The organism is Bradyrhizobium sp. CCGB20 (genome assembly GCF_024199855.1).
Taxonomy (GTDB): Bacteria; Pseudomonadota; Alphaproteobacteria; order Rhizobiales; family Xanthobacteraceae; genus Bradyrhizobium.
This window is the reverse complement of the sequence record NZ_JANADN010000001.1, coordinates 6,605,683-6,628,212: the sequence shown is the minus strand read 5'-3', so window position 1 is coordinate 6,628,212 and position 22,530 is coordinate 6,605,683. Positions and strand designations below refer to the sequence as shown.

The 22,530-nt window shown below is 63.0% G+C and carries 19 protein-coding genes; 11 read left to right on the top strand and 8 right to left on the bottom strand.

The features are described 5' to 3' along the window. Window positions 1-6: 6 nt before the first annotated feature. Complete coding sequence (locus NLM15_RS31095) at window positions 7-1,794, top strand: chloride channel protein (protein WP_254121585.1); 1,788 nt, start codon at window positions 7-9, stop codon at window positions 1,792-1,794. A 178-nt stretch (window positions 1,795-1,972) separates the two neighbouring features. Beyond that, complete coding sequence (locus tag NLM15_RS31090) at window positions 1,973-2,830, top strand: hypothetical protein (protein WP_254121584.1); 858 nt, start codon at window positions 1,973-1,975, stop codon at window positions 2,828-2,830. Between the two features lie 445 nt (window positions 2,831-3,275). Here NLM15_RS31090 and NLM15_RS31085 read toward each other — a convergent pair whose 3' ends face one another. Further along, window positions 3,276-3,533 carry a DUF2798 domain-containing protein gene (locus NLM15_RS31085; RefSeq protein ID WP_254121583.1) on the bottom strand — a complete coding sequence of 86 codons (258 nt, stop codon included), beginning with the start codon at window positions 3,531-3,533 and terminating at the stop codon, window positions 3,276-3,278. Between the two features lie 289 nt (window positions 3,534-3,822). On the opposite strand from NLM15_RS31085, the gene NLM15_RS31080 reads away from it, so the two are divergent. Further along, window positions 3,823-4,227, top strand: a complete 405-nt coding sequence (locus NLM15_RS31080; RefSeq protein WP_254121582.1) for a hypothetical protein — start codon at window positions 3,823-3,825, stop codon at window positions 4,225-4,227. Window positions 4,228-5,097: 870 nt separating this feature from the next. Further along, on the top strand, window positions 5,098-5,907 hold the full coding sequence (locus NLM15_RS31075) for a C13 family peptidase (protein WP_254121581.1): 810 nt from the start codon (window positions 5,098-5,100) through the stop codon (window positions 5,905-5,907). A 37-nt stretch (window positions 5,908-5,944) separates the two neighbouring features. On the opposite strand, the gene NLM15_RS31070 is transcribed toward NLM15_RS31075, so the two are convergent. The 4 genes from NLM15_RS31070 to NLM15_RS31055 all read right to left on the bottom strand — a co-directional run bounded on the left by NLM15_RS31070 (window position 5,945) and on the right by NLM15_RS31055 (window position 9,345). Next, on the bottom strand, window positions 5,945-6,313 hold the full coding sequence (locus tag NLM15_RS31070; protein WP_254121580.1) for a VOC family protein: 369 nt from the start codon (window positions 6,311-6,313) through the stop codon (window positions 5,945-5,947). Between the two features lie 219 nt (window positions 6,314-6,532). Next, window positions 6,533-7,501 (bottom strand): ABC transporter substrate-binding protein, encoded by a 969-nt coding sequence (locus NLM15_RS31065; protein WP_254121579.1) that lies wholly within the window; start codon window positions 7,499-7,501, stop codon window positions 6,533-6,535. Window positions 7,502-7,920: 419 nt separating this feature from the next. Further along, the gene (locus NLM15_RS31060) at window positions 7,921-8,085 is read right to left on the bottom strand and encodes a hypothetical protein (RefSeq protein ID WP_254121578.1); all 165 of its coding nucleotides are present in this window, start codon (window positions 8,083-8,085) and stop codon (window positions 7,921-7,923) included. A gap of 285 nt (window positions 8,086-8,370) precedes the next feature. Then, window positions 8,371-9,345: an AraC family transcriptional regulator gene (locus tag NLM15_RS31055; RefSeq protein ID WP_254121577.1), complete on the bottom strand. Its 975-nt coding sequence runs from the start codon at window positions 9,343-9,345 to the stop codon at window positions 8,371-8,373. Window positions 9,346-10,567: 1,222 nt separating this feature from the next. Here NLM15_RS31055 and NLM15_RS31050 point away from each other — a divergent pair. Continuing rightward, window positions 10,568-11,362 (top strand): class I SAM-dependent methyltransferase, encoded by a 795-nt coding sequence (locus NLM15_RS31050; RefSeq protein WP_254121576.1) that lies wholly within the window; start codon window positions 10,568-10,570, stop codon window positions 11,360-11,362. A gap of 254 nt (window positions 11,363-11,616) precedes the next feature. Then, window positions 11,617-12,435 carry a BA14K family protein gene (locus NLM15_RS31045; RefSeq protein ID WP_254121575.1) on the top strand — a complete coding sequence of 273 codons (819 nt, stop codon included), beginning with the start codon at window positions 11,617-11,619 and terminating at the stop codon, window positions 12,433-12,435. Window positions 12,436-12,687: 252 nt separating this feature from the next. On the opposite strand, the gene NLM15_RS31040 is transcribed toward NLM15_RS31045, so the two are convergent. Continuing rightward, entirely contained in the window at window positions 12,688-13,980 is a 1,293-nt protein-coding gene (locus NLM15_RS31040) for an integrase family protein (protein WP_254121574.1), read from the bottom strand. A gap of 834 nt (window positions 13,981-14,814) precedes the next feature. Here NLM15_RS31040 and NLM15_RS31035 point away from each other — a divergent pair. From NLM15_RS31035 to uraD, 4 genes are all read left to right on the top strand, one after another. Beyond that, window positions 14,815-15,093 (top strand): hypothetical protein, encoded by a 279-nt coding sequence (locus tag NLM15_RS31035; protein ID WP_254121573.1) that lies wholly within the window; start codon window positions 14,815-14,817, stop codon window positions 15,091-15,093. Window positions 15,094-15,181: 88 nt separating this feature from the next. Beyond that, a complete protein-coding gene (locus tag NLM15_RS31030) occupies window positions 15,182-15,595 on the top strand; it encodes a DUF3830 family protein (protein ID WP_254121572.1) in 414 nt (137 codons plus the stop codon). Further along, the gene (gene puuE, locus NLM15_RS31025; protein ID WP_254121571.1) at window positions 15,596-16,531 is read left to right on the top strand and encodes an allantoinase PuuE; all 936 of its coding nucleotides are present in this window, start codon (window positions 15,596-15,598) and stop codon (window positions 16,529-16,531) included. Window positions 16,532-16,536: 5 nt separating this feature from the next. Next, a complete protein-coding gene (gene uraD / locus NLM15_RS31020; protein WP_254121570.1) occupies window positions 16,537-17,424 on the top strand; it encodes a 2-oxo-4-hydroxy-4-carboxy-5-ureidoimidazoline decarboxylase in 888 nt (295 codons plus the stop codon). Here uraD and NLM15_RS31015 read toward each other — a convergent pair. Then, window positions 17,421-20,147 carry a molybdopterin cofactor-binding domain-containing protein gene (locus NLM15_RS31015; RefSeq protein WP_254121569.1) on the bottom strand — a complete coding sequence of 909 codons (2,727 nt, stop codon included), beginning with the start codon at window positions 20,145-20,147 and terminating at the stop codon, window positions 17,421-17,423. The two genes, uraD and NLM15_RS31015, sit on opposite strands and share 4 nt — an antisense overlap. After that, window positions 20,144-20,971, bottom strand: coding sequence for an FAD binding domain-containing protein (locus NLM15_RS31010; RefSeq protein ID WP_254121568.1), 828 nt, complete (start codon window positions 20,969-20,971; stop codon window positions 20,144-20,146). Before NLM15_RS31010 ends, NLM15_RS31015 begins: the two co-directional genes overlap by 4 nt. A 149-nt stretch (window positions 20,972-21,120) precedes the next feature. On the opposite strand from NLM15_RS31010, the gene NLM15_RS31005 reads away from it, so the two are divergent. Beyond that, window positions 21,121-22,470 carry an 8-oxoguanine deaminase gene (locus NLM15_RS31005; RefSeq protein WP_254121567.1) on the top strand — a complete coding sequence of 450 codons (1,350 nt, stop codon included), beginning with the start codon at window positions 21,121-21,123 and terminating at the stop codon, window positions 22,468-22,470. Window positions 22,471-22,530 lie beyond the last annotated feature (60 nt).

Genomic DNA, 22,530 nt, shown 5'->3' with positions numbered 1-22,530 from the left:
GGAAAGGTGTTCGTGCGGATCAGACATCTCGTCGATCGCAAGGGGTCGAACCGCACCATGGTTCGGCTGCGCGCGCTGCTGCGCAGCAACGAATTCTACCTGATCCCGCTTGCCCTTGTGATCGGAACGCTGGCCGGCGCGGTCGTGACGCTGATGGCGGAGATCGCGCAGATTGCGCACGTGGTGATCTATGGCATTCCGATCGACGTCCGGCTGTCCGCCAATACGCGCGTCAGTCCCTGGGCGGCGCTGATTGCGCCGGCGCTCGGCGGACTGGCGCTCGGCATTATGGAATGGTCGCGGCGGCGCATGAAGATCTCGAATGCGGTCGACCCGATCGAGGCCAACGCGTTGCGCGGTGGCAACCTGTCGATGCGCGACAGCGTGGTGGTGTCGAGCCAGACGCTGATCTCGAACGGCTGCGGCGCCTCGGTCGGCCTCGAGGCCGGCTACACCCAGATCGGCTCGGGCATCGCCTCGCTGTTCGGCAAGTTCTTCAATCTACGCCGCAACGATTTGCGCCTGATCGTCGGTTGCGGCGCCGCCGCTGCGATCGCGGCGGCGTTCGGCGCGCCGATCACCGGTGCCTTCTACGCCTGCGAGCTGATCGTCGGCGTCTATTCGGTCGGCAGCGCCGCGCCGATCCTGGCGGCCTCGCTGGCCGGCGCCCTGACCGCGCAATGGCTCGGCGGCGCGCCGTACTCCCTCGAGATCCCGAAGGTCAGTTCGGTCGGCATCGAGCAATATCTGGCGCTGGTCGGGCTCGCGCTCGTGACCAGCGGCGTCGGCATCGCGGTGATGCGTTCGTCTTCGATGTTCGAGCGCCTGTTCGCCTGGCTGCCGATCTGGCTGCGGCCGGTGATCGGCGGCCTCATCGTTGGTGGATTTGCCATCGTCACGCCGCAGGTGCTGGCGGCCGGCCACGGCGCCATGGTGCTCGATCTCTTTCACGACATGACGATCGGCCTGATCGCGCTGATCATCGCGCTGAAGGTGACGGCCTGCCTGATCTCGCTCGCCTCGGGTTTCCGCGGCGGACTGTTCTTCGCCTCGCTGTTCGTCGGCAGCCTGATCGGAAAATTCTTTGCCGCGGTGCTGTTGCTGATCAGCCCGAATTTCGTGATCGACCCGCTGGTCGCGATGCTGACGGGGATGGCGACGCTCGGCGTCGCCATCGTCGGCGGTCCCCTGACCATGTCGTTCCTCGTGCTCGAGATGACCCGCAATGTCGACGTCACCGCCGTGGTGCTGGCCGGCTGCATCGTCACCTCGATCTGCGTCCGCTTCATGTTCGGCCATTCCTTCTCGACCTGGCGCCTGCATCTGCGCGGCGAGACCATCCGAAGCGCCAATGACGTGGGCTGGCTGCGCAACCTCACCGTCGAGCGGTTGATGCGATCCGACGTCGGCAAGGTGCCGTCGACCACGACGATCGCCGCGGTCCGCCGCGAATTCGCGCTGGGCTCGCGGCCCGGTATCGTCATCGTCAACAATGCGGACGAATATGTCGGGCTCGTTCTGCTGCCCGACCTGTTCTCCAGCGATCTCGACACCATCGCCGACGACATCCAGGTCATCGAACTCGCGCGCCTGACCGAGATCGTGCTGATCCCGGAAATGAACGTGAAGTCGGCGATGGCGGTGTTCGACGAGGCCGAGGCCGAAATGCTGGCGGTGGTCGATTCCACCGACAGCCGCAAGGTGGTCGGCTTCCTCACCGAGAACTTCGTCCGCCGCCGCTATGTCGAGGAGATCGACAAGGCGACGCGCGGGGTGTTGGGAGCGTTGTCGTAAGGGGCTGCGGCCTCGGGATCGAGGAGGTATTGGGGGAGGGGGCATGGCGCCCGTAGTCCCCCGGCCTCCGAATTTCCTTGAAGGCGTCTTGCTTTGGACAAATCGCGTCAGCGATGATCAGGGCAAGCAAATGCGACGGACGCCTTCGGGCGACATTGGGCTGCGAAGAGGAGCGCCAATGAATTCCGTAACGACACCGATCGAGCCGTATGCGCTGTCCGCGCGCATGGACGCGGAGCTCACGCATACCTTCGAGAAAATCAAGAGCGTGGATGAAGAGATCGCGCGCGCCAACGAGCAGCTTGCCCAGCTGGAGCGCGATGCCATGCGCAGTCGCCTGCGGCGTGGCGGACCAGCGCTACGCGGCCTCGCCGGTCTCGGGCTGGCTGCAGGGATCGGCATCGCTGCCTTCGTCTCGCAATCATCCCACGGTGATACGGTCAGGCAGATGATCGCAGGTTGGGCGCCGTTGCAAACTGCGACGTCGTCGCAGTTGCAAGCAGAGTCGGTGCGCGAAGCTGAGACGAGCCCGACTGCTCAATTGGCCGAGGCGTCGCCGCAACCGGCATCTGCCGCCGAAACCGTACCGGAGGTCGTCGCGCCAACCGGCAGCACGCTCCCGCCGGAGTTGACCGAATTGCTGCAGAAGCTGGCGAGCGATCTCGCAAACGTGCAGCAAGGCATCGATCAGCTCAAGGAGAGCCAGGCGCAATTGAAAGCGAACCAGGAGCAAATGTCGCTCGACAATCTCAGGCTTGCCGATGAATTGAAAGCAGGCCAGGAACAGATGGCGCGGCTGGTCGCCAAGATGCCTGGGGACAAGGCGTCTGAAAGCAAGACGTCGGATAACAAGATGCCCGAGATCGCCGGGAAAACGACCGGCCGGTCGAACGCGGGGCAGAAGAAACGCGCAGCACCAGCGCCTGCGCCACGTCCGGCTGCGGCTCAGACGCGCAAGCCGGCGCCGGCAACGTCGTCACCGCATGCGACGGTGCGACGGGCGGCCCCGGTCCAGCTGCAATCGGCGCGACAATAGTCGCGATCGACACGGGCCCGTAGTCGCGGCCACATTCACGGTAACGATCGCCCCCACATCGATGGTGCCGACGTTGCCGAGAACTACCGCCGGCATCGCGCCGAGGAAGATGGCGGATATGCCGCTTTCGAATTCGCCGGAGCCGCACCAGCGCGAGGCGGACCACGCCGCTGATCGTATGGCGCCTATAGCCATCCGCGCGATGATCGAGCCCTGCGGGGCGAGAGAGTAGGCTGCCGGTTAGTGCATAGATTTGCCAGTCAATCGCTGCGGCGAGCGACTTGATAGGAGCATTCCGACAGGGTTCGTGCCGCGATGTAGAGCAGCAGTCGACGATGTCGCGACAAGGCAACGGGTAGAGATGAAAGAGTGGAAGCTCGATCCAAGGTGTCGGGTGATCATGGAAGCGGGACGGCGTGCTTCATGCGCGCCGCCCGCGTCCCGGCTAGCGGCCTGGTTGAGACGGAGCCGCGACGAGGCAGGCCACGATCCGGCGGACCAGTGGCAGCACCATCAGCAGCGTTGGAAAGGCGACGAGCCATGACAGCGCCCAGGCGCCCGGCCAGGTCGCGAGGAACGCCGGCGTTGCGCCGAGGCTCCTAAGCGTCGAAATGACCGACACCACGGCGGTCATGAGGATGGACAGCACAAATGGCATCACGATCGGCGCATAGCGCGCCGGCAGTTTGCGAACCGCAATCATCTGGTTTCTCTCGAGGAAAAGGACGCGTCAGTCACGTTGAACCTTCGAAATGGCATCGATCCCGACGGCGTCGGTTGATGCGTTGGTTCACGTGAAACGCTTACGGCGACCGAAAAACGGCGCGGCTGTTCATTATCCGCTCAGGTTGGATGGTTCAAGCTGCATCTGGTGGTTCGGTTTACAATCGTTCAAACGTGGCAGATTGCCGCGATCATGAAACCATTTCAGTGGTTTGCAAGTTACGCGTGGTTGCATGTCTCTTGATTGGGCGAGAACAGAGGACTTTGAAATGAGTGATGGACTCGTGCGTTCGATAACCGGCCGCAGCACCGTGCTGGCAGCAGTCGCCAGCCTCGCCCTGGTCGCCGCCTCGGTATCGCCGTCGGCTGCCGCGTCGCCGTTGCCGGCCAAGGCGCCACCCGCAAAGGCCGCTCTGGCAGGACAGAGCTCGTCCGACGTGACCGACTTCAGTGCAGCCCGGCGGCGCCATTACTATCGGCGTGGTCCGAATGCCGCGGGCCTTGCCTTTATGGGTGTCGCGGCCGGCCTGATCGGAGGCGCAATCGCTGAAAGCCGGCGCCAGGAGTATTACGAGAACCGCTATTATTATGGCCCGGGTCCTTACTATGGCGGGCAGGGATATTATGGCGGCGGTCCCTACTACGGTCCGCGTGGTTATTATCAGCCGTATTAGCCGGCAGTCTGGGCTGTACTCTGAATCTTGCCAAAGGGGCGGTGCCTTGCATCGCCCCTTTGTTGCGTCCGTGCGACGTACCCCGCCGACGGCCGCCTGTTTCGCTGCTCGTCAATCCCCTGTCAGTAAAATATTCCACTTTACCGAAATTCGGAAACGGCGCATGTGTCGCGCATCCCGGCTCGATCTTGAGGGGCGATCTTGTGTCGTCACGTTTCGCGAGGCGGGTTGCGGTGGACGCGGCAGCGTCGGCACGTGATGCTGAGGGCAGGGCGGATTGCTCTCCGTGAGCCCGAGGCTTCGTGCGGACGAGCGGCGCTGTGAGTTCGTCTCGCCAACATTTCGACGGCAAAGTGCACAACGTCGTCGAACCCTGTGGCGCCAACGAACGCGCGTACGGCAAAACCGTGTGGTCCTTGCTTCAAGCACTATTTTGGGTTTGTTGAAATCACCGGAAGTGACAGAGAGCAAAGGCATATTCGGCTGCCGCCGCTGGCTAGCGAACGGCCCGCCTGAACGGCCGGGCCCTAATAGGCCCTAGTTTCACATGGCGCTGGCGGCCCCGGCCCCGGCGCCTTCGCTCTACGGTCCTGCCTAAGTGCTGGCGCGACCGTTGGGCCGGTGTCCTGTAGCTCCGCTCGGACGGCTCCCCTGCGGCGTGCTGTCCCTTGGTGCTTGCTATAGTCAGATTTTGGATCGAAGGCTGCCTTCCAGCGACCGGCCGGGACATGTCCGCTAAGGGCCAGCGGCGGCAACGGAATGGAGAGATCGCAGAGCACTTTTGCGGCGCATCGGCATGGTGGTGAGCCCGAAACTGCAAAGCGTGCGCGTCGCTGGCGAGCTGCCATTCCGAAGCATGGAAATTCGCGGATGTTCCGCTATTTTGTATTGAGCTGCAATTCTGCAGCGGTGATCTCGAAACGAGGTTCGCCCATGACCTCCGTGTCCTGGATCAGGCGGCTCGGCGCGCCGCTCGTCGCTTTTGTTTTGATCATCGGGCCGTCGATTTCGCCGGTACATGCTGTTGAGGATGCTGGAAAGGTCGGCGTGGTGTCCTTTGGCCTGTTCGGCGATCAAGGCGTGTTTAGATCCGAGGCGACTGGCGCAGCTCAGATCGTAGCCGGCCGTTTCGAGGCTGGCCCGATCAACGTGCAGTACAATTCCAAGAAAGGCGGAAGCGCAACGATCGAAGCCCTAGCCCGGTCGTTGCAAGTGACAGCCAACCGCTTGGATGCCGAGAAAGATGTTCTCTTTTTGATTCTTACCTCGCATGGCTCTCCGGACGGCCTTGCAATCAAGGCGGGGCGGGTCACACAAACGCTCACGCCGTCTCGTCTCGCCGACATGCTCGCGAAGACGGGTGTGCGACACAAGGTGGTGGTCATCTCGGCATGTTATTCCGGGGTCTTCATCCCGCGTCTAGCGAATGCCAATGTGCTGGTCATCACCGCGGCCGATGCCAGCCATCCGTCTTTCGGCTGTGAGGACAAGGCCAAGTGGACCTATTTCGGCGACGCTTTTTTCAACGTCGCGCTCCGGCAGGCCGTCAGCCTAAAGGAGGCGTTTCTCGATGCGCGCTCACTCATCCGGAAGCGAGAATTGCGGGAGCATTTCGAGCCGTCGAATCCCCTCATGGCAGGCGGTGCAAACGTGCTGCCATTGCTTGTCGGACGCCCTTGAATGACCGGCCGCGAGTGTGGCTGCAGCGGAGGGAAGCTCACTGCGGTACGGGCATGAGTTCGAGCACATGGCCGTCAGGGTCGCGAAAATAGACGCCGCGGCCACCGTTCCAGTCGTTGAGCTTACCGTCGTCGAGACTCAATGGTGTGCTGCCATAGGCGAGCTTCGCCTCGCGAATGCGGCCGAAGATGGCATCGAACTCGGCATCGCTTACGTGGAAGGCGTAGTGGTGGCTCTCGAACTCCTCGTCGTCGTCGAAAAGGAGCGTGAGCGTGTCGTTGATACATACCGGCGCGAAATGTCCACCTTTCGGATCGGCCTGGAGGCCAAAAATGCGTGCAAAAAATTGCGCCGCTGCGCGCTTGTCGCGGGCGGGGACGATGGTGTGGTTGAGGGTGATGCTCATCGGAAGACCTCTCGCCAACGATGATATACTCAAGACAAACCATAGATAGGTTTTGCAGGTCGTGGCGTGAAGGGGACTCTATCGGACTGCGGGATGCCTAAAGACTGGATTGGGTCACAAGCCGCCGATGGCGGCCGATCATCGCGACTTCCGCTCTACCCCCAACAACGGACGCGCCGACGGCTGCCGAGACCTTCGGCTAAGGGCCAAGATGCGACATCATTCGATCACCTCGTCGGCGCGCGCAAGCAGCATCGGCGATAGGGTAAGGCCGATCAATTTGGCGGTCCTGAGATTGATGACGAGATCGAACCTAGTCGGCTGCTCGACCGGAATTTCGGCCGGCTTTGTACCACGAAGGATCTTGTCAACAAGATTGGCGGCACGCCGAAACAAGTCGGGGAAATTCGGCCCGTAAGATATCAAAGCTCCGGAGTCGACCGCTTCGCGGAAGCCTTGCATAGTGGGTAAACCCGCCGCGAGCGCAGCCGAGTTAATGTCAAATCTGTTGGTGTTAATGAATGGCGTCGCGCAAACGTAGAGTGCGTCGACGCGGCCTTTGAGTTTCTCGATAGCCGGAGCGATTTCCTCGGCCTTTTGAACGTTGACCATGCTTAGATCCAACTTGGCCGACGGCGCCAGGGCCTGAACTTCCTTCATCTCCAAGAATGCGTTGGGATCTCCCATAACAGCCAGCCGGTGCAGAGCTGGCAACATCTCACCCAACAACTCCAGCCGCTTGCCAGCCAACTCGCGCGATAAAATCGACAATCCCGTGACGTTACCGCCCGGCCGCGCAAGACTGGCAATAAGACCGCTCCCGACCGGGTCCGTTGCCAGCGGGAAGACGACCGGGACCGTCGGCGTGGCCTTCATTGCTGCAACAATGTTCGGTATACCATGCGTGACAATGACGGCGACCTTGAGCCGGATCAGTTCGCTCACCAGATCGGAGGTGCGTTCCACCTGCCCATCCTCCCATCGATATTCGATGATAACCGTTCGATCCTCGATCCAGCCGAGATCGCGCAGACCTTGAACGAACGCGGCCGTCCATGCCTTGGAGGCGGCTTGACTATTTGGACTCAAAAAGCCGACGGTCGGTACTCTGGATGGCTGCTGCGCCTGCACGGCGCTTGGCCAGGCAACCGCGCCGCCGACAAGCGTGATGAACTCGCGCCGTCGCATTGATCTCTCCAAGGGAAACGCCTCATCGAGGTCTAAACCCTAGCACTTTGCGGCGTGGCGGCGAGTGAGAAAGGGTCAACAATTGACCCATGACGCTGCGACCCGATGTCCGGTTCGGGTCACTTTCGGACTTCCACGCGGTCCAAATCGAAGTCCGCTCTTACTGCACCAGCAGACATGAGCGGCGGAAGGCCCAAGGAGGCGGTCCACGCGCAAGTTGTCCGGGTCCTTCTGATTTGCTGCATGCGCGGGGACCGCGCGACGGCCCGAGACGCATTAGTATTTTCGCAACCTCATCTAAATTTCGTACCGTATCGCACACAGAGGAGCTGCCGCGCCCGGCAGCGTGGCGCTGACCGAATACGAGAAGCATCTGATGGTCGATGTCTACCTGCTGCCGCCTTGGCAGTAAGGCCCCCTCACTGCGGCCAATCCTTGCAGAGCGTGATGCCGATCATGATCAGGGAGCCGATTGCGACCACCAGCGGGCAGACAAACGGCAACTCTTCCAGCACGCAGATGACGACCGCCCGGACGCGGAGGGTTTTCTCCGTATGCGCAAAGCGCCAGCCTGCCACACTCATCGGACATCTCCGTTTGGCCCCCAGCAGCGGCGGTCTCACTCTTCAGCGCGAAGCGATCTCCGGCTATAGCCCATTCGGATGTATCCTTGGATCAAGGTGAAGGAACCCTTGCATGGCCTGCTCGGCCCCTTGCAGCCGATCAGCGCCGCTGCAGTAGGCCGTGAGCACGCTGGTAGCCCCGCGCTCCTGGCGCTGTGCAGGGCTTTCCTGCGGCCTCACCCTGACGCCTTACGCAGCGCCAAGTCTGCGCTTCTGCCGTCCCGTGAGGTCGAGTTGCCCGCGTTCTCAGCGGAAGTCGCCCGCGCATTGTGATGGGGCGCAGGATGACTTCTGCCGCACGATCGCTGCGGCGCGCACGCCTGATGGCGTCTCGCCGAAGCGCCGGCGGAACGAGCGATTGAAATGAGAAACGTCACCAAAGCCGACTGCAAACGCGATATCGATGATGGCCAAATGCAGATTGTGCGGGTCAGTCAGCATCGCGAAGGCACGCTCAAGCCGGCATCCTGCAAGGTGCTCGGTGAACGACTTTCCAGTCCCCTCGAGCAATTTTTGCACGTATCGCCGCGACATACCGACTGCTCCAGCGACATGGTGCAGATCGAAATTGGGATCGCTGGAGCGCTTCGCGACCTCCGCCAGGATCGCCTGTAGCTTGGCTGCCTTCACACCACGCTCCGCAACGATGTTTGCAGCTTCGGCGGTCGGTCCGAGCGTCGCGGCTACGAGATCGAGTAGATGTGCGCCGACGGTGGAGGCGAGTTTTGATGACGATGTTTCTTTGAATGATGCGAGCGACCGCAGGTAGAGGTGAAGCAGCCGAAGCGCCGGTCCAGGATGCACCGGCCGACCTGATAGATCTTCCGGCTGCGCGACCAGAGACCTAAGGGCGGCAGCCTGCACGGTCACGAATCTGACCCTGGCGCCGCGCGACCCAAATACTCGCAGCGGCCTTCCCCGGTCAACCAAACAAGCGGAGCCGGCATTGTAGACATGCTCCTCGCCGGCGTTTGCAAATTGGACCGGTCCAGCCTCGACGATGTTCAGTCCGAATTGCTCACGGCTATCCTTGAGGTGGTATTTGTGACGGATAAACTCGACCGGCCTGGTGCTAATGCTACAAACGCCAACCGTGCCGAGCGGCAAGTAAGTGACGTCGATACGCGGGCGGCCGCCGCTGTGATCTATCACGTCCAAGGCGAGGTTCAGCCGCGCAAACTCTTCACGGAACGTGGAGAACCGTAAGCGCTCCGGCAGCATCTCAGTCGACCATCGCACAAGGGGAGATGACGTTGGCATGCTGGCCTCCCGTTTCGGCGCCAACCACGCATGAACGACTGAGCTGCCCGAACGAAATCTGTAAGTGCCTCGAATGACGCCAAGACGTCTCAAGAGATTATATCGCGCCGCAGCTTCGGTTCAGGTGTGAAGTGGATTACAGACGGAGGTGAAACCTCAAGAAAATGATGTGGAATTTCCCGTCAGGCTTTCGATGCTGCCACGGTTCGCATCGAGGTTGCTATGATGCGCGAAATGCCGCAAACGGCACGAAGAATTTGCGTGTGCAACCTTCAGGATGCCCAAGTGTAATCCACAGCCGATACGACTTGCGTCACTCCTCAAAAGGTGAAGAAAACGCCGTGCCTAAAGGCCGCCAACCGAGACGGCTTGCTTCTTTAGCAAGCCCACATCATCCGCGAGCTGCGGGCGGCCGGAAAAGCCAGTCTACGTTCCATTGCAGAGGAGCCGAACGAAGCCGGCAACTCGGTTGCGCGCGCGGAAGGCTCGGTTTGCTCGGTTCAGCGGTTGCGAGTGTCTTGACCATCGCAAGATCGAATGGGGTTGGGATAGAAGCAGCGATGCGGGCCCGAATGGGATCGCCCAAAAATGTCACTGCAATCGTGATCATCACTACAGATACTAGGACTACGAGCACATCAGTCATGATGCGCCTCCAAAAGTGCTTCGTCATGATTTGAACCCTCACAACCAATGACGCGCGCGTGCGCAGCTAAATTTCGCATGCAAGGGTATGTGAATGGGAGTTCGCCGCACGTAGCGGATCGTCCCTTTATAGCGCAGCAGTCACCAACTATGTAGCAGCGATCCCGACCCAATTTAGCCCGGATGCGTCAAAACTGATGTCCTCGCAGGACGCTATAGCTTCCACGTCGTGCATCGCACGGACACGACAGGATGGTCGAGGTCCTATGGAGGGCGACGAAAAGCGCGGGGACCGTGCGACCGAACCTATTGAGAATATCTAGCGCGAGAAAATCCGTTGTTGCAGTTGCAGAGGACATGCATCTGTTTCGGACGTGCGCTCATATCATCGGGCTAGGCGGTCTACCTTGAACTGAGACATTGTGCCGCAACCGATTTGTAAACTGTGGTTGAGGCTCGTCTTGCGTGCCAATGTTCTCATAACGCCGGGCTCAAGCGACTGAGCTGATTATTCCATCGAGATCGAGGAGTAAATTTCATGGCGCAAATTCTTGCTCATAACCTCAAACCCGCCGCGACCTGGGGGGCCGGCGGCGCGTCCTACGATACCGTGAGCCAAAGCATAGCAGACGCCATTGATCACGTCGTGAATCGAATCTGGCCGCAACCGGGAGAGCGCATCCTTGACGTTGCGACAGGCACGGGCTGGACTGCGCGGCGGTTATCTAATCGAGGCGCAAAGGTGACTGGTATCGATATTGGCGAAGGCGTTATCGAGGCGGCGAAACTGATTGCACCGGAGATCGACTTCAAGCTCGGCGATGCCGAAGCGCTGGAATTTCCGGATCAAAGCTTTGACTGTGTGACTTCGACGTTCGGTGTCATGTTTGTCTCGCGCCCCGAGGCTGCGGCTGCCGAGTTGGCACGTGTCACGCGCAAGGGCGGGCGACTGGGGCTGGTCACTTGGCTGCCTGGCAGCGCGGTTGAAGAAATATTCCAGACAATGCGGCCATACATGCCGCCACCGCCTGACAATCCTCCTCCTTCGCCATTCGCGTGGGGCCGGGAAGGCCGCGTTCGGGAATTGCTTGGCGATACATTCGATCTGGCCTTTGAACCTGGCACCACGGTACTCCGCATGCCGAGCGGCCAAACGGTATGGGACATATTTGTGACTGGCTATGGTCCGACAAAAACGCTGGCCGCGTCGCTTGACCCTGAAAGGCGCACGGCACTTCAGGGAGACTTCATCGCGATGCATGAGAGGCACCGCTCGCCGGTCGGGTTAGCCATGCCGCGCGACTATCTCTGTACGATTGGAACTCGAAAATAACGCTCCCGGCACTGCGTGCCCATCAGCCATCCTGCGCAACGCATCCGCAGTCGACCAAGCGTCCCATCATCGACCTCGACGCGAGCGCGTCAACGCGGGGGGCCTCCGTTGTGTCCGGCACGTTGTCCACCGCAATCGGTAGCGGCTTGCCTCTCCCGCTCGGGGCGGCGCATCGCCGCGTGCAGCCGGAGCTATCACCGAGGAGTAACACCAAACTTGAGGCGCACAACGGGTGGGATTAGGCTTCCGGCGAAGTGAAGAAGCAATGGCCTGATAACCCGGCGGTGGTTTACATGCGCCATACAATTAAGACCGCACCAAACGTCGTCATCCTCGAGGCGTCACACGCGCGGCGGGGATTTGCAATTTCCTGGATCGCCCGAACCCTCGTCACGGCGGCACTCATCGGGTTCTGTCTCAACGCCGACGTCGTCGCCTATGTGGCGCGATACGCCACTCAGCAGGAGTTATCTAAGCTCATCACGATCGTCCCGCCGGTCATGGCGCAACAGACGCCATTGTCGAAGGACGACGAGGCGGCGCAGCTCAAGCAGGCGGTCGACAGCGCGACAGCGCAACTGCGGCAGTCTCTGCAGCAAGAGCACGCGAGGGCTGAGGCGCTCGAAAAAGAACTTGTGAAGGCATGGCGGTACGTCGGGAAACTGCTGTCGATGCCCAACGGCGAGGCGCACCAGTTCAGCCAAGCGGTCGACAGCGCGACGGCGGTACTGTGGCAGTCTCTGCAGCAGGAGCGCGACAGGGCCGAAGCGCTTGCAACCGAACTGGCGGACGCGCGGCGCTCCATGGAACAGAAACCTGCCGTTGTGGAAGAGAGGCCCGGTGTCTCCTTGCCCGCCTGGGCAAACAGCTACGCCGCCTTCGTGAACCCCGCCCAGACCGCAGGTCAACCGGACGTGGGCACGGAGAACAGCAAATCGGCAATTAAACCAGGCGAACCAGCTCGCGTTGAACACAAACCGCGCGGGGGCTACGGCTGCCAGCACTTTCAGACCTACGATCCGGCATCCGGAACTTACATCGGCTATGACGGACGGCGGCGTTCCTGCCCATAAGTGCGGGGCGGTGTTTCGGCAACAAGTCTAGCTGACCTGCCGCTATGGGCAGCGAGATGCAGCCGCCCTCACTCGGCTGCTGCGGCTTCCTGACGACGTCACCGAACGTGTCGTCTTGTCGATCCATCCGAAGGCCATGCCGTGGTCCTGACGACGGACTAGCAGCGCCCTCATCGACGGCCTTCTCGGTAGGCTCGCCAACGATCCGTCGCAACTCGGCCGCGACGCCATCCAACACCACACGCTTCTCCTTCAGGCGCTTGGAGTGGATATAAACCTTGCCGGTGACAGTTGGCACGACGGTCTCGGCCTTCTTGCTGGCGGCGTGATCGAGGCATTTCGCGATCCATGCGTCGTCAATCCGAGATCACCGGCAAGCGTCGCCGCCGTTCGCCGCAGATCATGTGGCGTGAACGGCTTAAGGCCGAGCAGCTGGCAGATGCCGGGCGTCCTCACCTTGCCGTTGCGCTTGTCGCCGCGTAGTGCGTCCGCCATGGCCTTCCGATGTAGCGGCTGATCGCCGAGCGGGGAGGCGAAGACGAATTGCTTGTTCGAGCCCCGCAAGGCTTCCTTGATGATCTCGACCGCTAGGTCGGATAGCGGCTGCTGAATTACGCGCCGCTTCTTGACCCGCTTCAGCGGCACATCAAGGCGCGGGTTTTCGCCATCGAGGTTAACCAGTTCGTCCCGATGCGCGCCGAGCAGCTCGCTCGACCGCAGCATGGTCACAAGCTCGAACTTCAGCGCTAGCAGTGTCCGGCGATCCCATGAACGCATCAGATCCTCATCGTCGAGGCCGTGCCAGAATATCCCGATCTCGTCCTCAGAAAGAACGCGGGTGCGGGCATGCTCGGCGTCGAGCTTCGGCAGATTGATGCAAGGCGACGCGCTGACGTAATCGCGGCCCGCCTCGGCAGCCCAATTGAACAGGGCGCTGGCCGCCTTCCGCATATGCCGCGCGTTGCTGACCGAGGGGTTACCGAACTTGCCCGCGACGATGTCATTGGACAATGTCGCGATGTCGTTCTTCGTGACCTCTCGCGCGAGTTTCTTTCCGAGCCGGGCACCAAGGAAGCGCCGCAGGTGGCTGGCGGTGTTCTCCCATGCCTCCAGCCGGGCCCGCATCTCGCCGTCCGGCTTCTTGAGCGGCGTCTTCATCCAGTCGATCCGCTCCTCGATAATCCCGGAGACGGTCTTGCCGCGCCTCGCTTGTGCGGCCTTCTGGTCGCGGAAGGTCTCGGCGAGGGCCTCGGTACCCATGCCCTTGAGACCGTAGACCTTGCTGCGGGCGTCCTCGACGGTGAAAGTCTCGGGATTGTAGACGCCGAGCCAGCCGGTGCGCTGCTTGCCGGTCTGCCGATCGGTAAACTTGAATGAGAAAGTCGCGACGCCCGCTGTGGTGATGCTGACGTAGAGGCCAGGACACTTGCGGTCGTAGACCTTGACTCGCTTGGCGACGCGCCTCTCGCACAGGCGGTCGGTCAAAATGACGCTGCTGTTGCGGCTCCGCTTGCTGGCGGGGGAGGTGACAATGATAGTATCCATCTGGTTTCGGCTCCTAAGGCTTGAGACCAAAGGGCTCGGCTTTGGGGCTTTCAGTTTGTCGTGCGGACGCTGAAAGGCTTAGGGCCGGGCCCTTAATTTGGTGAAGCCCGCTGAAACAGCCCGCATCAGGGTAATCGAAAAGCCCTTATTTCATAGGGTTTTCTTAGTTTCTCGGTGTTTCACCGAATGCCAAAGTATAGACGTGTGGTCCTGGCCGTCGTTGCCACGGTCAAGCTCTTGCGGAGGCGGCAGTCGCGTCAACCGGCGCGGTGTCCGCGAATTTCGCTGGGGTGAGGGAGGCCAGAACGAACTCGGCTCCCGGGAGAGCACGGCATAAGCCGTCAACCCACTGTGCAGGGAAGGCCGTGTGTTGGGCTTCACCTGTATGCCGCTGTGCATTTCTTTTGCGCTACAAGCGCACAGCGGACCGTGGGTGCCGGCCGGCACCCGGCCTTCCCTGCGCCCTCTTGGTTCAAGAGGGTGGCGTAACGAAGCAGAGCTCGGGCGAATTGAGCCGCGAGAGCGGATCAGTGTGTCCAGGATTCAAATGCGAGCTGGAGGGGCGATGCTGTTACCTTGCGCCCCGTCATAGCGAGCGCAGCGAAGCAATCCAGAATCTTTCCGCAGAGGGACTCTGGATTGCTTCGTCGCATCCGCGCAATGACGGTTATGAAGCAGCCGAGCGCCCCAAGGTCGTTTTGGCGAAGGACTGGAGCCCGCTCAAAATCACGAGCGCGTGCCGGTCAAATATTCGGCACCCTTACCCCGCAGCGCCGGTGGACTCGCCCCCTGCAATCGGGTTCAATGGGCCGAATTCGTTTTCAGGCGACAACGATGTCGAGATATCTGCTGGTTCTTCTCCTGATCGCCGCGCCGGCGACCGCGCAAGTCAAGCTTGCTCCGAAGACCGCGGCGGCGCATCCGGATCCCTGCGCCCCGATCGGGCGCACCGCGGACGGCAAGCTGGTCTACTCCCTGAAATGCGAGAACCTGCCGGCGCCGCCTCCACCGGCGCCGCAAGCGGAGCTGAAGGAAGCACCGCAGTCCGTGGCCGAGCCCGAGCCGGAGGTGCGGCGGAGTGGCATTTTCGGCTGGTCCTACGACCGCAGGTGAGGTGCCGCGCCACTTGCGCGAAGCCCTCTGGAATGCTCTTTGCTTGAAAATTCCCCGCGGGGCCACGCCCCCGATCCAGAGAGATGAGATGAGCAAACTCGTTATCCGCGCCGGTGATTTCACCTTCGATGCCCGCTTCGAGGAGCAGCTGGCGCCCAAGACCGTCGCCGCGTTCCGCAAAGCGCTGCCGTTCGAAAGCCACATCATCCACGTGCGCTGGAGCGGCGAGGGCGTGTGGATGCCCCTCGGCGATCTCGATTTTGGCGTCGGCTACGAGAACCACACCAGCTATCCTGCGCCCGGCCAGATCATCCTCTATCCCGGCGGCATCAGCGAGACCGAGATCCTGCTCGCCTATGGCGGCGTGCACTTCGCCAGCAAGATGGGCCAGCTCGCCGGCAATCACTTCATCACGCTGACCTCGGGCCTGGTGAATCTGGCGACCCTCGGCAAGAGCGTGCTGTGGAAGGGCGCGCTGCCGATCCGCTTCGAGGAAGTCTGAGTGACTGATACAAGCTACCCGCGCGATCTCCGCGGTTACGGCCGCAACCCGCCGCATCCGGAATGGCCCGGCAACGCGCGGGTCGCGGTGCAGTTCGTCGTCAATTTCGAGGAAGGCGGCGAGAACAACATCCTCCACGGCGACCGCGCCTCGGAAGCGTTTCTGTCCGACGTGCTCGGTGCGCAGCCCTGGCCGGGCCAGCGCCACGCCAATATCGAGTCGATGTTCGAGTATGGCTCGCGCGCCGGCTTCTGGCGGCTGTGGCGGATGTTTGGCGAGCGGAAGTGGCCGACGACCGTGTTCGGCGTTGCCACCGCGCTGAAGCGGAATCCCGAGATCGTCGCGGCGATGAAGGAGGCGGGCTGGGATATCGCGAGCCACAGCCTGAAATGGATCGAGCACAAGGACATGACCGAGGCGCAGGAGCGCGCCGAGATCGCCGAGTCCATTCGCGTGCACACCGAGGCCACCGGCGCGCGGCCGCTCGGCTGGTACACCGGGCGCTCCTCGATCAACACCAACCGCCTCCTGATGGAGGAGGGCGGCTTCCTCTATCTCTGCGACTCCTATGCCGACGATCTGCCCTATTGGGTCAAGGGCGCGGGCGGCAAGCAGCTCATCATTCCCTATACGCTCGATGCCAACGACATGCGCTTCATCAACCCCCAAGGGTTCGCGGAAGGCGAGCAGTTCTTCACCTACCTGAAGGACGCCTTCGACGTGCTCTATGCGGAAGGGCAGACCGCGCCGAAGATGATGTCGGTGGGGCTGCACTGCCGTCTTGCCGGTCGGCCCGGCCGCGCCGCCGGGCTGATCCGCTTCCTCGATTACATCGGCAGGCACGATCGCGTTTGGGTGCCGACGCGGCTCCAGATCGCGCAGCACTGGCACGCCAAGCATGCGCATCTTGCCGCCGACGCATTCGAGATCGGGTGAGGACGATGCCGCAGATTTCGCTCACCGATCTCAATGCTGCAAGCAAGGCCGATTTCGTCGCTGCACTCGCCAATGTCGTCGAATATTCGCCGTGGATCGCCGAGCAGCTCGGCGGCAAGCGGCCGTTCGCCGGCATCAACCAGTTGCACGCCGCGCTGATGGCGGCGATCCAGAGCGCCGAGCCCGACGTGCAACTCGCGCTGATCCGGGCGCATCCCGATCTCGCCAACAAGACCCAGCGTGCGGCGGGCCTCACGGCGGAATCGAACGACGAGCAGAACAGCGCCGGTCTCAACCGGCTGTCGGACGCCGAATACGCCGCGTTCGAGCGCGTCAACAACGCTTATCGCGACAAGTTCGGCTTCCCCTATATCGTCTGCGTGCGCCGACACACCAGGGATTCCGTTCTGCGCGACTTCGAGACGCGGCTGCGCAATATCGCCAAGACCGAGACGCGGCGCGCGATCGAGGAGATCGGCCGCATCTCCGCGCTTCGGCTCGATCAGCTCGTCATCGCCGACGACAAGCTGAAGGTGCACGGCCTGCTCTCAACCCATGTTCTGGACAATCACGCCGGCAAGCCTGCGTCCGGTATTGCGGTCGAGCTGGTCGAGCTTGCGAAGCTCGGCGAAAGCCGCGTCATCGCGCGCGCCGTCACCAACGCGGACGGCCGCACCGACCAGCCGCTGATCGGCGGCCGTCCGCTGCCGATCGGCCGCTACGAGCTCAAATTCAGCGTCGCCAAATACTACGCGGAACGCAACGTGCCGCTGTCAGACCCGCCGTTCCTCGACGAGATCCCGCTGCGCTTTGCGATCAGCGACCCGGAAAGCCACTACCACGTGCCGCTGCTGGTCACGCCGTGGAGCTACTCGACCTATCGCGGAAGTTAATTGCCGAACTTCTCGTGCAGCGCCGGAAACAGCCGGTCCGGCTTGAAGGGCGGCGCGGTGAAGCGGATGCCGGTGGCATCCGCAATCGCGTTGCCGAGCGCGGCGGCGACCGGATTGTAGGGGCTCTCGCTCATCGACTTGGCGCCCAGCGGCCCGACCGTGTCGGACGTCTCGGCGAAGAAGACGTCCGTGCGCGGAACGTCTGCGAAAGAGGGCAGGTGGTAGTCGCGGAATTTCGGGTTGGTGACGCGCCCCTCTGCGTCGATCACCATCTCCTCGTAGAGCGCCGCACCGAGCGCCTGCGCGACGCCACCTTCGACCTGGCCGCGGCACTGCATGGGATTGGCGACGACGCCGGCATCAGCCGCGTGCACGCTCCTGAGAATCCTGAGCTCGCCGGTGCCCTTGTTCACGGCGATGCGAAAGCCCTGGACGTTGAAGCCGACCGAGCGCGGCGTGCCGTCGGAATTGCCGCTGGCGACGAATGGCTGGCCGCGTTCGCGCGCGAGCTTCGCAAGCTCCGCAAACGACATCCGTCGCACGCCGCTGACGACGGCTTCGTCGTCGAGCGTGCAGCTCGCGGCGTCGCATAACCACGCGCTTGCCGCCGCCGCCTGCAGCTCGGCCGCAAGCCGCATGGCCGCATCATGCGTTGCCTTGCCCGCGACGAAGGTGCCCGCGCTGCCATAGGCGCCAGTGTCGTGGCCGCCATGGGCAGTGTCGGATTGGCGCAGACGGATCCTGTCGACGGTGGTTGCGAGCGTCGTCGCCGCGATCTGGCGGTGCACGGTGCTGGTGCCATTGCCGAACTCGGCGGTGCCGACGGTGAGATCGAAGCCGCCGTCGTCGTTGAGCGCGATCATCGCATCCGCGATATGGCCGGCCGGCGGCGCCGTGTCGATCATGGTCAGGGCCACGCCGTCGCCGATCAGCCATTCCGGCGACAGGTCCGACTGCGGCCGATCCGCCTGCATCGCACGCTCGACGAGGTCGATGCACTGGTCGAGCCCGTAGGAGCCGTAGAGCACGTCGTGGAATTCCGACGGCGGCGGCGACAGCATGGGGTCGCCTGGCCTGACGACGTTGCGCCGGCGCATGTCGTAAGGACTGATACCGAGCTGGCTTGCCAGCTCGTCGATCGCGGCTTCGATCGCGATCTGCGTCTGGGGCAGGCCATAGCCGCGAAACGCGCCTGACGGCACCGTGTTGGTGTAGACGGCAAAGCCGTCGACCTTCTTGTTCGGACAATTGTAGACGGCGATGGACTCGGACAGCGAGTGGAACATCACGGGGCCGGCGTGATTGCCGTATGCGCCGGTGTTGGAGAGCACCTCGAGTTGGAGCGCGGTGAGCTTGCCGCCGGCGTCGGCGCCGGCCTTGATGTGGACGCGCATCGGGTGCCGCGTCGAGGTCGCGATGAACTGCTCCTCGCGGGTCAGCTCCAGCTTCACCGGACGCCCGGTCTTGAGCGCAACGAGCGCCAGAATGTCCTCGACGAACATCTCCTGCTTGCCGCCAAAGCCGCCGCCGACGCGCTCGCAGAACACGCGGACCTTGTCCATGGGAAGTCCGAAGATGTCTGACAGCGCGCGCCGGGTCAGGAATGGCACCTGCGTCGAGGTGCGAACGTTGAGCACGCCTGACGCGTCGAGCCAGGCGAGGCCGCCATGGGTCTCCAGCGCCGCATGCTGCACGCGATGGCTGTGAAACGTCGCCTCGTAGGTGACGGCGGATGTCGCAAGCGCAGTTGCGACATCGCCGTACTCGCCATGCGTCTCCGCTGCGAGGTTGCGCTGGGGATCAGCGATGCGGTTCGCGGTGGTGCGGTCAGGATGAAGGACGGGCGCGCCCGGCGTCATCGCCAACTCGGGATCGATCAGCGCAGGCAGGATCTCGTAATCGACCTTCAGCCGCCGGCACGCCTCCTCGGCGGCGGCTTCGCTCTCGGCGACGACGGCTGCAACCTTCTGGCCGATGAAGCGGACGACCTCGTCGAGGATGCGGGTGTCCTCGGGGTCCATCCAGTCCTTCTCGTGCCGCGCGGTCGAGATCAGGACCGACGGAGCATCTTCATGTGTCAACACTGCGTGCACGCCGGGGACGCGCAATGCGTCCGTCTTGTCGATCGCGACGATCCTCGCGTGGGCGTGCGGCGAGCGCAGCAGCTTGATGTGCAGCAGGCCGTCGATCTCTGTGTCGAAGGTGTAGCGCGCCTTGCCGCGTACGACATCGGGGCCAGCCGGTGCCGGCAGGCTGCGGCCGAAGGCGGCGCCGGCCTCGACGTTCTCCTCGATATTGGTCTTGCCGAGCAGCGCGTCCTCGATGGAACGATAGCCGGTGCAGCGGCAGATATTGCCCTTGAGTGATGACCCGAGATCGGTGCGCTGCGCCTGGTTCAGCGAGGCGCAAGTCAGGATCATGCCGGCGGTGCAGAAGCCGCATTGGAAGCCCTGCGCGTCGAGGAAAGCCTGCTGCATCGGATGCGCGCCGCTGTCGCCGCCAAGCCCTTCGATCGTGGTGACGACGCGCCCCTCGGCGCGGTACGCCGGGATCAGGCAACTGTGCACGGGCTCGCCGTTCAGCAGAACTGTGCAGGCGCCGCAATCGCCGGCATCGCAGCCCTTCTTCACCCCGAAATGACCGAGCTCGCGCAGGAACGTGCGCAGGCACTGGCCGGCGCGCGGTGTTTGCGGAAACGCCTTGCCGTTGACCTCGAAGCTCATGACGAGGTTGCCCCGAGAAGTTCGCTGCGAATCTCTTCGGCGAGCCGTAGCGTCATATGCTTGCGCCAGAGCGGCTTGCCGTGGATGTCGGTGTGGTACTGATCATCCGGGATCTGCTGCGTGATCGCGTCGCGAAGTGTGCTCGGGTCCGGCGGCTTGGGAAAGGATAGCTGGATCGGTCGCACCGTCGATGCCGTCACCGTCAGCGTCAGCTTGCCATCGGCATCGAGGCTTCCGATCAGAAGCGCGGCCGAGCGGCCGACGGGTGCCAGCGAGATCTGGCGGAACGCCGTGCGGCGCTTCAGCGCAGCAATCGGGATATCGATCTGCCGGATCAGGTCGCCCGGCGTCAGGCGGTTGCGCTGGTTGCCGGTCACGAAGTCGACGACGGGAATCTTCTGTTCGCCGCCGCCGGCCCTCCAGATGGTGCAGACGCCGTCGAGCGCCGATGTGAGCGAGATCATCGGTCCTGCCGGCAGCGACATGCAGAGATTGCCGCCGACCGTCGCTGTCTTCCAGATCTTGAACGAGGCGAGGAAGGCCCGGCAGCACTGCCCGATCAGCGGTGCCGCGAGCCAGTCGGGCGGACAGGTGAAACCGTCGAGCTGCGCGACAGTGCAGGTCGCGGCGATGGAGAGATGGCCGTCGGTGATCGTCAGCGCCGGCCATTTCAGATCGGAGAGATCGATCAGCCGCCTCAGATGGACCTGCGGCTCCGAGAACAGCCAGGTGCCGCCGGCGAGCCAAGCATCACCTGCCGTCCAGGTGGGCAGCTCCGCGCGCGTTTGCGGATGGGCCACCGTCGTGATGGTATTCAAATCCATGGTTGCGCCGACGCCTTCGCCCGGTGAATCGTGCAGATGAGTCTTGCAAGACCGGAGCCAAGTCGCAACAAACAAGTCGTAGCGGGACGGCGATTGGGCAGTTGGCCGCAGCAAATGCTTGTCGCGCGAATGTGAGGAGAATCGGGATCATGAGCGACGCAAAGCCGATCTGGATCAGGGATCCCCTCGCCATCCTCGCCGACGGAGCCGAGCGCGGGATCGTGATCAGGGATGGCCGGATCGTCGAGTTGGTGCCAGCCGGCGGCGTGCCGGCGACGGCGGATGTCGCAATGTTCGACGCGGGCGAGCACGTCGTGCTGCCGGGCCTGATCAACACCCATCATCACTTCTACCAGACACTGACGCGGGCGCTGCCAGCGGCGATGGACCGCGAGCTGTTTCCCTGGCTGCAAGCGCTCTATCCGGTCTGGGCGAAGCTGACGCCTGATGCGCTCGAGCTTGGCGTCACAGTGGCGATGTCCGAGCTCCTGCTCTCCGGCTGCACCACCACGACGGATCATCACTATGTGTTCCCGGCGGGGCTCGAGGAGTCCATCGATATCGAAGTCGGGGTCGCAAGGCGGCTCGGCGTGCGCGTGCTGCTGACGCGCGGCTCGATGAACCTGTCGCAGCGCGACGGTGGCCTGCCGCCTGACAGCGTCGTGCAGGACGAGGACACGATCCTGGCCGACAGCGCGCGCGTGGTTGCAAAGCATCACCAGCGCGGCGCGGATGCCATGGTGCAGATTGCGCTGGCGCCGTGCTCGCCGTTCTCGGTGACGACATCCCTGATGCGTGCCACCGCGGACCTCGCCGAAAAGCTCGACGTCCGCTTGCACACTCATCTTGCGGAAACCGAGGACGAGAACAAATTCTGCCAGGAGATGTATGGCTGCCGTCCGCTCGACTATCTCGAGCAATGCGGCTGGCTCAATGCGCGCACCTGGCTCGCCCACGGCATCTTCTTCAATGCCGAGGAGATGAAGCGGCTCGGCAAGGCGAAGACGACCATCAGCCATTGCGCCTGCAGCAACCAGCTCCTGGCCTCGGGCTGCTGTCCCGTCTGCGAGATGGAGGAGGCCGGTGTCGGCATCGGCATCGGCGTGGACGGCTCAGCCTCGAACGACGGATCGAATTTGATGCAGGAGGTGCGCGCGGCGTTCCTGCTGCAACGGGCGCGCTATGGGGTGACGAAGGTCAGCCACAAGGATGCGCTGCGCTGGGCCACCAAGGGCTCGGCGGCCTGCGTCGGCCGGCCCGAACTCGGCGAGATCGCCGTCGGCAAGGCCGCCGATCTCGCACTGTTCAAGCTCGACGAGCTGCGCTTCTCCGGCCACGGCGATCCGCTGGCCGCGCTGGTGCTGTGCGGGGCGCATCGGGCCGACCGGGCGATGGTGGCGGGGCAATGGGCCGTGGTCGACGGCGCGATCCCGGGCCTCGATGTCGCCGACCTCATCCGCCGCCACAGCGCAGCGGCGCGGGCGATGCAGGCCGGATGATATCGGGGCGAAAATAGAAAAAGAGGGGGCGACCACAAGTGCCGGGTGCTTCTGGCCACC

Excerpts from the sequence above, each read along its gene's own strand:
- NLM15_RS31005 (WP_254121567.1), top strand. The coding sequence starts at position 21,121 with ATGAGCGACGCAAAGCCGATCTGGATCAGGGATCCCCTCGCCATCCTC.
- NLM15_RS31090 (WP_254121584.1), top strand. The coding sequence starts at position 1,973 with ATGAATTCCGTAACGACACCGATCGAGCCGTATGCGCTGTCCGCGCGC.
- NLM15_RS31070 (WP_254121580.1), bottom strand. The coding sequence starts at position 6,313 with ATGAGCATCACCCTCAACCACACCATCGTCCCCGCCCGCGACAAGCGC.
- uraD (WP_254121570.1), top strand. The coding sequence starts at position 16,537 with ATGCCGCAGATTTCGCTCACCGATCTCAATGCTGCAAGCAAGGCCGAT.
- NLM15_RS31015 (WP_254121569.1), bottom strand. The coding sequence starts at position 20,147 with ATGAGCTTCGAGGTCAACGGCAAGGCGTTTCCGCAAACACCGCGCGCC.
- NLM15_RS31030 (WP_254121572.1), top strand. The coding sequence starts at position 15,182 with ATGAGCAAACTCGTTATCCGCGCCGGTGATTTCACCTTCGATGCCCGC.
- NLM15_RS31040 (WP_254121574.1), bottom strand. The coding sequence starts at position 13,980 with ATGGATACTATCATTGTCACCTCCCCCGCCAGCAAGCGGAGCCGCAAC.
- NLM15_RS31035 (WP_254121573.1), top strand. The coding sequence starts at position 14,815 with ATGTCGAGATATCTGCTGGTTCTTCTCCTGATCGCCGCGCCGGCGACC.
- NLM15_RS31060 (WP_254121578.1), bottom strand. The coding sequence starts at position 8,085 with ATGAGTGTGGCAGGCTGGCGCTTTGCGCATACGGAGAAAACCCTCCGC.
- NLM15_RS31055 (WP_254121577.1), bottom strand. The coding sequence starts at position 9,345 with ATGCTGCCGGAGCGCTTACGGTTCTCCACGTTCCGTGAAGAGTTTGCG.
- NLM15_RS31080 (WP_254121582.1), top strand. The coding sequence starts at position 3,823 with ATGAGTGATGGACTCGTGCGTTCGATAACCGGCCGCAGCACCGTGCTG.
- NLM15_RS31065 (WP_254121579.1), bottom strand. The coding sequence starts at position 7,501 with ATGCGACGGCGCGAGTTCATCACGCTTGTCGGCGGCGCGGTTGCCTGG.
- NLM15_RS31010 (WP_254121568.1), bottom strand. The coding sequence starts at position 20,971 with ATGGATTTGAATACCATCACGACGGTGGCCCATCCGCAAACGCGCGCG.
- NLM15_RS31050 (WP_254121576.1), top strand. The coding sequence starts at position 10,568 with ATGGCGCAAATTCTTGCTCATAACCTCAAACCCGCCGCGACCTGGGGG.
- NLM15_RS31085 (WP_254121583.1), bottom strand. The coding sequence starts at position 3,533 with ATGATTGCGGTTCGCAAACTGCCGGCGCGCTATGCGCCGATCGTGATG.
- NLM15_RS31075 (WP_254121581.1), top strand. The coding sequence starts at position 5,098 with ATGTTCCGCTATTTTGTATTGAGCTGCAATTCTGCAGCGGTGATCTCG.